The organism is Micromonospora sp. ATLC20 (genome assembly GCF_057196585.1).
Map to the genome: position 1 here is coordinate 1 of NZ_JBXUOV010000237.1, position 7,334 is coordinate 7,334.

8 protein-coding genes and 2 pseudogenes are annotated in these 7,334 nt (G+C 75.6%); 4 read left to right on the plus strand and 6 right to left on the minus strand.

Annotation, left to right across the window (positions count from 1 at the left end; translation table 11 throughout):
• Positions 1–325: pseudogene (locus tag AC2CHG_RS28650) on the minus strand (hypothetical protein); the annotation flags it as partial.
• Positions 326–469: 144 nt separating this feature from the next.
• Here AC2CHG_RS28650 and AC2CHG_RS28655 point away from each other — a divergent pair.
• Both AC2CHG_RS28655 and AC2CHG_RS28660 read left to right on the plus strand, forming a co-directional pair.
• Positions 470–1,360, plus strand: a complete 891-nt coding sequence (locus tag AC2CHG_RS28655) for a DUF72 domain-containing protein (RefSeq protein ID WP_269696483.1) — start codon at positions 470–472, stop codon at positions 1,358–1,360.
• Between the two features lie 36 nt (positions 1,361–1,396).
• Entirely contained in the window at positions 1,397–1,603 is a 207-nt protein-coding gene (locus AC2CHG_RS28660) for a GTPase activator (RefSeq protein ID WP_194800867.1), read from the plus strand.
• A gap of 4 nt (positions 1,604–1,607) precedes the next feature.
• Here the strand turns inward: AC2CHG_RS28660 and AC2CHG_RS28665 are convergent, their stop codons facing one another.
• The 5 genes from AC2CHG_RS28665 to AC2CHG_RS28685 form a co-directional block, all read right to left on the minus strand.
• Positions 1,608–1,991, minus strand: a complete 384-nt coding sequence (locus AC2CHG_RS28665; RefSeq protein WP_194800868.1) for a hypothetical protein — start codon at positions 1,989–1,991, stop codon at positions 1,608–1,610.
• Between the two features lie 112 nt (positions 1,992–2,103).
• Positions 2,104–2,733 (minus strand): hypothetical protein, encoded by a 630-nt coding sequence (locus AC2CHG_RS28670; RefSeq protein WP_194800869.1) that lies wholly within the window; start codon positions 2,731–2,733, stop codon positions 2,104–2,106.
• 117 nt (positions 2,734–2,850) lie between these two features.
• Positions 2,851–3,708, minus strand: coding sequence for an alpha/beta hydrolase family protein (locus AC2CHG_RS28675; protein WP_269696484.1), 858 nt, complete (start codon positions 3,706–3,708; stop codon positions 2,851–2,853).
• Between the two features lie 50 nt (positions 3,709–3,758).
• Positions 3,759–4,976: a glycosyltransferase gene (locus tag AC2CHG_RS28680; protein WP_262012409.1), complete on the minus strand. Its 1,218-nt coding sequence runs from the start codon at positions 4,974–4,976 to the stop codon at positions 3,759–3,761.
• A gap of 300 nt (positions 4,977–5,276) precedes the next feature.
• Complete coding sequence (locus AC2CHG_RS28685; RefSeq protein ID WP_262012186.1) at positions 5,277–6,488, minus strand: globin domain-containing protein; 1,212 nt, start codon at positions 6,486–6,488, stop codon at positions 5,277–5,279.
• A 155-nt stretch (positions 6,489–6,643) separates the two neighbouring features.
• On the opposite strand from AC2CHG_RS28685, the gene AC2CHG_RS28690 reads away from it, so the two are divergent.
• Together AC2CHG_RS28690 and AC2CHG_RS28695 are read left to right on the plus strand one after the other, a co-directional pair.
• The gene (locus tag AC2CHG_RS28690) at positions 6,644–7,081 is read left to right on the plus strand and encodes an RrF2 family transcriptional regulator (RefSeq protein ID WP_262012187.1); all 438 of its coding nucleotides are present in this window, start codon (positions 6,644–6,646) and stop codon (positions 7,079–7,081) included.
• A pseudogene (locus AC2CHG_RS28695) lies at positions 7,081–7,334 on the plus strand (SAM-dependent methyltransferase); the annotation flags it as partial. The gene AC2CHG_RS28690 and the pseudogene AC2CHG_RS28695, both read left to right, overlap by 1 nt.

Here is a 7,334-nt window from a genome sequence, read left to right on the forward strand (position 1 = left end):
GCGCGGTGCCGATCGGCGGCGGCGCCGGTCGTGCGGCGCGCGGCAGGTTCCCGGTCGCGGCGAGCGCGACACCACCGGTGAGGGACGCGGCGAGCCCGGCCACCGCCATCCGGACACCGAAGCGGACACGGCGGCGACGGCGCATCCGCCGGGCCGACCGGTACCCGGCGACCGCTGCCGCCTCGCCGTCGAGTTCGCCCGCGCCCGGTGCGGCCCGGACCGCGGCCAGCACGGCGAGCAGTGCCGGCGGAGCGGGCGGCGCGTCGCCGGAGCGGCCGGCGAGCAGCCGCTCGACGGTTTCCTGGTCCAGGCCGGATGCGTCCATCTCGTGACCCTCAGCGCCGCAAACCGGCCGGGCGTCACACTCGGGCGGCGCGAAACCACGGTGAGGCCGGTCACCCGGTGCCGGTCCGGACCCGGAGGGCATCTCCGGTTGCCGATGTCCGGCGGTCGCGGTGAACTGAATTACATGGGTGTCATCAAGGTGGGCACGTCGTCCTGGGCCGACCAGATGCTGGTCCGCTCCGGCTGGTATCCGCGCGGGGTCAACACGCCCGCCGGCCGGCTCGGCTGGTACGCGGAGCGGTTCGGACTGGTCGAGGTGGACACGTCGTACTACGCCGTGCCGGCGCCGGAGACCACGGCGGGCTGGGCGGCCGCGACGCCGGACGGATTCACCTTCGACGTCAAGGCGTTCCGCCTGTTCACCGGCCACCACACACCGATCGACGCGTTGCCGAAGGACCTGCGTCCGGCCGGCGGCCCGAGCCGGATCCGCTGGCGCGACCTGCCCGCCGGGGCGTACGACGAGGTGTGGGACCGGTTCCACGCGGCGCTGGCGCCGCTCGCGGCGGCCGACCGGCTCGGCGCCGTGCTGTTGCAGTTCCCGCCGTGGCTGGCGCGTGGCGAGGCGGCTCGGCGGCGGATCCTCGACGCGGCCCGGCGCTGCCGTCCCTGGCCGGTCACCGTCGAGCTGCGGCACTCGTCCTGGTTCGACGGGGACGCGATGGCCGAGACCGTGACGTTCCTGCGCGAGCACGACCTCGGGTACGCCTGCGTGGACATGCCGCAGGGGCACGCCTCCTCGGTGCCGCCGGTCCTGGTCGCCACCACCGACCTGGCCGTGATCCGGTTCCACGGGCACAGCACGGCCTGGGAGAGCGGCGACAAGCAGGAACGGTTCCGCTACGCCTACGGCGAGCACGAGCTGCGGCACTGGTCGGTGCTGCTGCGCGAACTGGCCGACCAGTGCGCCGAACTGCACGTGCTGATGAACAACTGCTGTGGCGACCAGGCCCAGCGCGACGCCGCCCGCCTCGCCGACCTGCTCGACGTCGCCCCCGCTGCCGCGCGCGCCTGACGTTTCCGCCGCCACCGTCCGGGTACCGCCGGGGTCATGGACGACAGCGAAGGGGGATCGGTGGAGCAGCGGCGCAACGACGAGCGGGACCCGCGGGCGACCCGGGAGGCCGAGGAGGCACACGGCGGCAGCATGGCGCCGGGCCTGGTCGACGACACCGGGCATCCGGTGACCGAGTCGCCGGTGCCGGACAACGAGCCGTCCGCGCTCGGCGACCCGGGTGAGGACGGCACCGGGTCCTGACGGCTCAGGGACGCGTCTCCGGACGCATCCCGGTCGCCTCCTCCAGCGCGTTGTCGCCGAGGTCGCCGTCCGCCCTGTCGTCCGGGAACGTCCGCCCGGACGGGGCGGGATCCGGCGGTGCGCCCGGCCCGGCCTCGGCCGTCCGGGTCGGCTCGACGGATCCGAACCCGTGCCGGCCCGCCTTCGGCCCGCCCGGCCCGGCGCCGGCCGCCCGGCGCTCACCGCGCCGCCCCTGCGGTACGGCGGTCTCCTCGCTGCCCTCGTCCATCGGGTCGCTGTCACCGGCGCCCCACGGCGGGTCGGCGTCGAAGCCGTCGGTGGTCCCCCACGGCGCCGCCGACTCCGGCCCGCGCCCGTCACCGGTACCCGGCCGGTCCCTGCTGGTCATGGTCACCTCACCTCGCCTGCTGTGCCCGCGCCGCCCGACGGCGGCCGGTCCGGTCCCGGTGCACCGCGCGGCCGGCGACCCACCCCGATGTGGGTCGTCGGCCGCGCGGTGGTCAGCGGCTCGCCCCGACCAGGTGACGGCCGGCCGCGCCCACGGCGGCCACCTTGCCGATGTTCTTCGGCGCGGCCATCAGCCCGCCCGCGCGGTCGAGCATGCCCCGGAACACCTGGCCCGGCTTCTGCTGCTCGCCCATGTACGCCGACACCACGACGAGCGCGCCGGTCAGCGCCGGAACAGCCCACTGGAGCAGCTTCATCTGCCGTTGACTGGCGGCGACGTTCGCCGGGGTGTGGTGGTTCGGTTCGGTGGTCCCCTCGACCGGCGGCCCGCCGGCCTTCTCCAGCCGCATGCCGACCAGCCGGCTGTAGCCGGTCACGGCCAGCGCCCCGACCGTCAGCGCGGTCTTCACCGCGCTCATCTTCCCCACGCCCGCCTGGCGGGCCATCCGCGGGCTCTCGGTGACCAGTTCACCGACCGCGCCGGCCAGGTGCGCGCCGATCGCCGCCGCGTTCACCGGTGTCCACCGCGCCCACCCGGCCGAGGCCACCGGCAGCCGCTCGGTCGTGTCGTTGATCCGCGCCGCCGCGCCGTTCACGCCCAGCGCCCCCATCAGGGAACCGCCGAACCAGGCCGCCAGGCCCAGGTCGTGCATCGAGCGCAGCGTGGTGTGCCGTTCTGACATCAGATCCCCCTCCGCCGTGTTCGGGCGGTGCGGCATACCCACGATCGGGCGACTCACGCCCGGGCGTGGCTCACCGGCGGGGGAGCGTGCGCTCAGTGGCTCAGTGCCGGCGTGGGCTCAGCGCCGGGGGAGCGTGTCCGCGAACGCGGCGATCCGGGCGGCCAGCGGCGCCGACGCGCGTACCCAGGTGAAGTGGTCCAGCCGTGCGCCCGCCTCGGCGGCCGTGTAGCGGTGCCGCGTCACCGGCGCCGCGGTCAGCTTCCCGCAGAGGTGGTCGAGCGTCTCGTGCGGCGTGTACTGGTCGTCGTCGACGCTGACCGCGAGCACCGGCGTCCGGATCCGCCGCACGGCGGCCTCCGCGTCCACGCCGTCGAGTGCCGGGAACCGGCCGGTGCGGGCGGTGTGGGCCCAGTCGCGGATCACGCCGCGTGCCTGCCGGCCGCCGAAACCCCAGCCCGGCCAGACGCCGAGCAGCCGCGCCGTCGCCGCGATGGCCTGGGTGTACGGCAGCACGCCCCACCCGCGCAGGCCCGGGTACGTCCGCCACCACGGCAGCCCCACCGCCACCAGGGCCAGCCCGTCCACCCGGTCGTCGTCGTCCAGCGCCTGGTGCAGCACCGCGACCTGGCCACCGAGGGAGTGCCCGAGCAGCAGCCGGGTGCGGCCGTCCAGCCGGGGCTTGAGCGCGTCGAGCACGGCGCCGACGTCGGCGGCCATCTCCTGGTAGCCGTACCGGCAGGCGCGCGACGGCACCGGGGTGCTCTCGCCGGTGCCGCGCAGGTCGGCCACGATCACCGCGAGCCCGGCGTCGCGCAGCGCGGCGGCGAACGGCCGGTAGTAGCGGGCGCGTACGCCCATCGCGGGCCAGATCAGCACCACCGGCGCGCCGGGCGGACCGGCCGGCTCCGGGTAGACCTGCACGCCGATGCGCGCGCCGTCGACGTCCACGTACTCCTGGGTGTAGTCCCCGCTCACCCGGATCAGGGTACGGCCCGAACCTTACCGGTGGGTAGCAAGGGGTCGCCTCACGCCACCGCCGGTGCGGGCCGGGCCGCGTTCGTCAGCGCGCCGTAGACCGCGACGAGCTGCTCCGCGCAGCGCCTCCAGGAGTACCGGCTGCGGACGCGGTCGAGCGCGGCGGTGGCGTACGCGAACCGGCGCACGTTGTCGCCGAGCAGCCGGCGCACCGCGGTGCCGAGCGCGCGGGGGTCACGCGGCGGCACCAGGTCGCCGGTGAGCCCGTCCACCACGCTGTCGGCGATGCCGCCCACGTTCGTGCCGATCACCGGCACGCCGCAGGCCATGCCCTCCAGTGGGGTGAGCCCGAACGGCTCGTACCAGGGGGCGGCCACGAGCACGTCCGCCGACCGGTACCAGGCGGCCATCTCCTCGCGCGGCACGCCGCCGAGCAGCCGTACCCGGTCGGCCACGCCGCACGAGTCGGCGAGCGCGGACAGCCGGCGGGCGAACGTGTCGGCGGGCAGCAGGTGGCCCGGCGGGCCGCCGACCACCACGCACTCCGCGTCCGGCACCGCCGGTAGCGCCCGGACCACGTCCAGGAAGCCCTTGCGTTCGACCATCCGCCCGACGGTGAGGATGCGCGGGCGGGCCGGGTCGCGGGGCGCGACCGGGCCGTCCGGGCGGAACACCGCCTCGTTGACGCCGGCCGGCACGAGCGCCATCCGGGACCGGGGTACGCCCATCCGCACCAGTTCGGCGACCTCGTCGGAGCACTGCACGACGACCCGGTCCACGGCCCGGCCGAGCGCCCGCTCGTAACCGGCGCGCCCCGGTGGACTGGTGTCCCGTACGCCCTGGTGGCGACGCTTGACGGTGCCGAGCGAGTGGTACGTCAACACGGTCGGCACGCCGGTGCGACGGCTCGCGTGTACGGTGGCCAGCCCGCTCATCCAGAAGTGCGCGTGCGCCACGTCCGGGGTCCAGCCGCCGCGCCGCCAGGTGTCGGCCAGCCGGCTCCCGAACTCGCCCGTGTACGGCAGCAGGTCGTCCTTCGGCATCCGCCGCGCGGGACCGGCCGGCACGTGGCACACCTGGTAGCCGTCCGGCGCGTCGACCGCCTCGGGCAGCTCGGGGGAGTCACGGCGGGTGTAGACGCGGACGTCGTGGCCGGCAACGGTGAGCGCGGACGCGAGTTCCGCCACGTGCGTGTTCTGGCCGCCCGCGTCCTCCTCGCCGGGGGCGGCGAGCGGGCTGGCATGCTGGGAAATCATCGCGATGCGCATGTTCTCGTCCTCCAGGATCCGGTCCCAGTCGGCGAGGAAGCGGTCCGGACCGGACCGCTTCCCCGCCACTCGCGTGCCCGTGCGCCGAGTCGGTACGCGGCGTCGGCGTCCTCGGTCAGCCGGCGCGCCGCCGCCACGAGCGTGTCGACGCGGGTGGCCGGCGCCCCGGCGTCCGGTGGGGCGGCGTCCACCGCTTCCGTGGTGGCCGGAGGATCGCGTTGATGCCGGGGATGCGCATGGAGGACCCGTACCCTCGGCTTGCGCCCCTAACCAGGAGATCGTCGACTTCTCCGCGGGGCGTCAGCCCGGCAGCATCCCGGGGCCGAACACCTCGTAGGCGATCCGCTCGGCCGGCACACCCCGGCGCAGCAGGTTGCCCCGGACCAGGTTCATGAACGCGACCGGGCCGCACAGGTGCGCGTCCACCCCGGCGGGCAGCGGGAGCCGGTCCGGGTCGATCAGCCCGGCGGACACCTCCGCCTTCAGGCCGGGCAGGTCGGCCCCGGCGGCGTCGAGGTACCAGAGGTGGACGGCCAGGTTCGGCAGCCGCTGCTGGAGCGCGGGGAGTTCCGCGCGCAGCGCGTGCGCCTCGGCGGCGCGGTCGGCGTGTGCCAGCGTCACCCGCCGTCCGGGATCCCGGTCGGCCAGGTGGGCCAGCGCGGCCATCGCCGGGGTGAGCCCGATGCCGGCGCTGACCAGCAGCAGCGGCCCGTCGCCGCCGGTGGCGTCGACCTCGCCGAACGCCGGGCTGAGCCGCAGCGTGTCGCCGGCGGACACCCGGTCGTGCAGGTGACCGGAGACCATGCCGTCGGGGGCGCCGCCCTCGCCGCGTACCCGCTTCACGGTGATCCGCCACTCCTCGGCGCCGGGGCGGCCGGAGAGGCTGTACTGGCGGATCTGCTGCCCTCGGCCGCCGTCCAGGTCGACGGCGACCGAGACGTACCGGCCGGGGGTGAAGCCGGGCGCGGCGCCGCCGCCGGCCGGCGCGAGGGTGAGCGAGACGACGTCGGCGCTCTCCCGGGTCCGGCCGGTCACCCGCCAGTCCTGCCACACCGGACCGCCCTCGGGTACGCCGGCGCCGGCGTAGAGCCGCGCCTCGCGGGCGATCAGCTCGCAGGCCAGCAGCCAGTAGACCTCGTCCCAGGCGGCGGCCACCGCCGGGGTGACCGCGTCGCCGAGCACCTCGCCGACCGCGGCGAGCAGGTGCCGGCCGACGATCGGGTACTGGGTGGCGGTGATGCCGAGGGAGGCGTGCTTGTGCGCGATCCGGTCCAGGACCGGCCCCCACGGCATGCCGCCGTCGCCGGTCAGGTGCGCCGCGTATGCGACCACCGCCGAGGCGAGCGCGGCCTTCTGCGCCCCGGTGGCCTGGTTGCCCCGGTTGAACAGGTCCAGCAGGTCCGGGTGGGCGTCGAACATCCGCTGGTAGAAGCGGCCGGTGATGGCCTCGCCGTGCGCCCGCACGACGGGCAGGGTGGCGGTCACGACCGCTGCTGAGGATTCCGAGAGCACGACCGAATCTCCTTCCGGGGCTCGAACAGGTCGATCCCCACGAAACAGGATTCGGAGATTCCTCTTTTAGGGCCGAAGGTCCCGGCGCCGGGGTGGCATGGGTCACCGTGAATCTGCTGGTGTCCTGGACGGCGCCGAGTGGCTAGGGTCGGTGCGTGAGGCTCAACCGGTCGACCGACATGGCGTTGCGGATCGCCATGCTGACCGCCGCGTCCCCGGTCCGGGCCACCGTCGACGAACTCGCCACCCGGCTCGAACTGCCCCGCAGCCACGTCGCCAAGGTGGTGCAGCGACTGCAACGCATCGGGGTCCTGGTGACCATCAGGGGCCGTTCCGGCGGCGTGGCCTTCGCCGAGCACGCCGCGGACATCACCGTCGGCCAGGTGGTCCGTGCCTTCGAGGGCGACGGCGAGGTGGTCGACTGCGCGCAGCCGGTCTGCCCGCTGATCGCGGAGTGCCGGCTGCGCGGTGAGCTGCGCCGCGCGCAGGCCGCCTTCCTCGCCGTGCTCGACGGGGTACGCCTCGGCGACCTGGTCGACGGATCCGCCGGCCCGCTCCTGCTCAGCCTCGGCGCGCCACCGGCCGGCCGCTGATGGCGGTCTCCCATCCGATCTTCTCCCGGATCTTCGCCCGCGCCAGCGTCGCCCTGGACCAGGCCGGCATGGCCGGGCACCGCGCCCGCCTCGTCGCCGGGCTGAACGGCCTGGTGGTCGAGGTCGGCGCCGGGAACGGGCGCAACCTCGCGCACTATCCGCCGCAGGTCAGCCGGGTGCTCGCCGTCGAGCCGGAACCCCGCCTGCGCGCGCTGGCCCGCGCCGCCGCGCCGGGCGCCCCGGTCCCGGTGAC

Excerpts from the sequence above, each read along its gene's own strand:
- AC2CHG_RS28655 (WP_269696483.1), top strand. The coding sequence starts at position 470 with ATGGGTGTCATCAAGGTGGGCACGTCGTCCTGGGCCGACCAGATGCTG.
- AC2CHG_RS28660 (WP_194800867.1), top strand. The coding sequence starts at position 1,397 with ATGGACGACAGCGAAGGGGGATCGGTGGAGCAGCGGCGCAACGACGAG.
- AC2CHG_RS28670 (WP_194800869.1), bottom strand. The coding sequence starts at position 2,733 with ATGTCAGAACGGCACACCACGCTGCGCTCGATGCACGACCTGGGCCTG.
- AC2CHG_RS28665 (WP_194800868.1), bottom strand. The coding sequence starts at position 1,991 with ATGACCAGCAGGGACCGGCCGGGTACCGGTGACGGGCGCGGGCCGGAG.
- AC2CHG_RS28680 (WP_262012409.1), bottom strand. The coding sequence starts at position 4,976 with ATGCGCATCGCGATGATTTCCCAGCATGCCAGCCCGCTCGCCGCCCCC.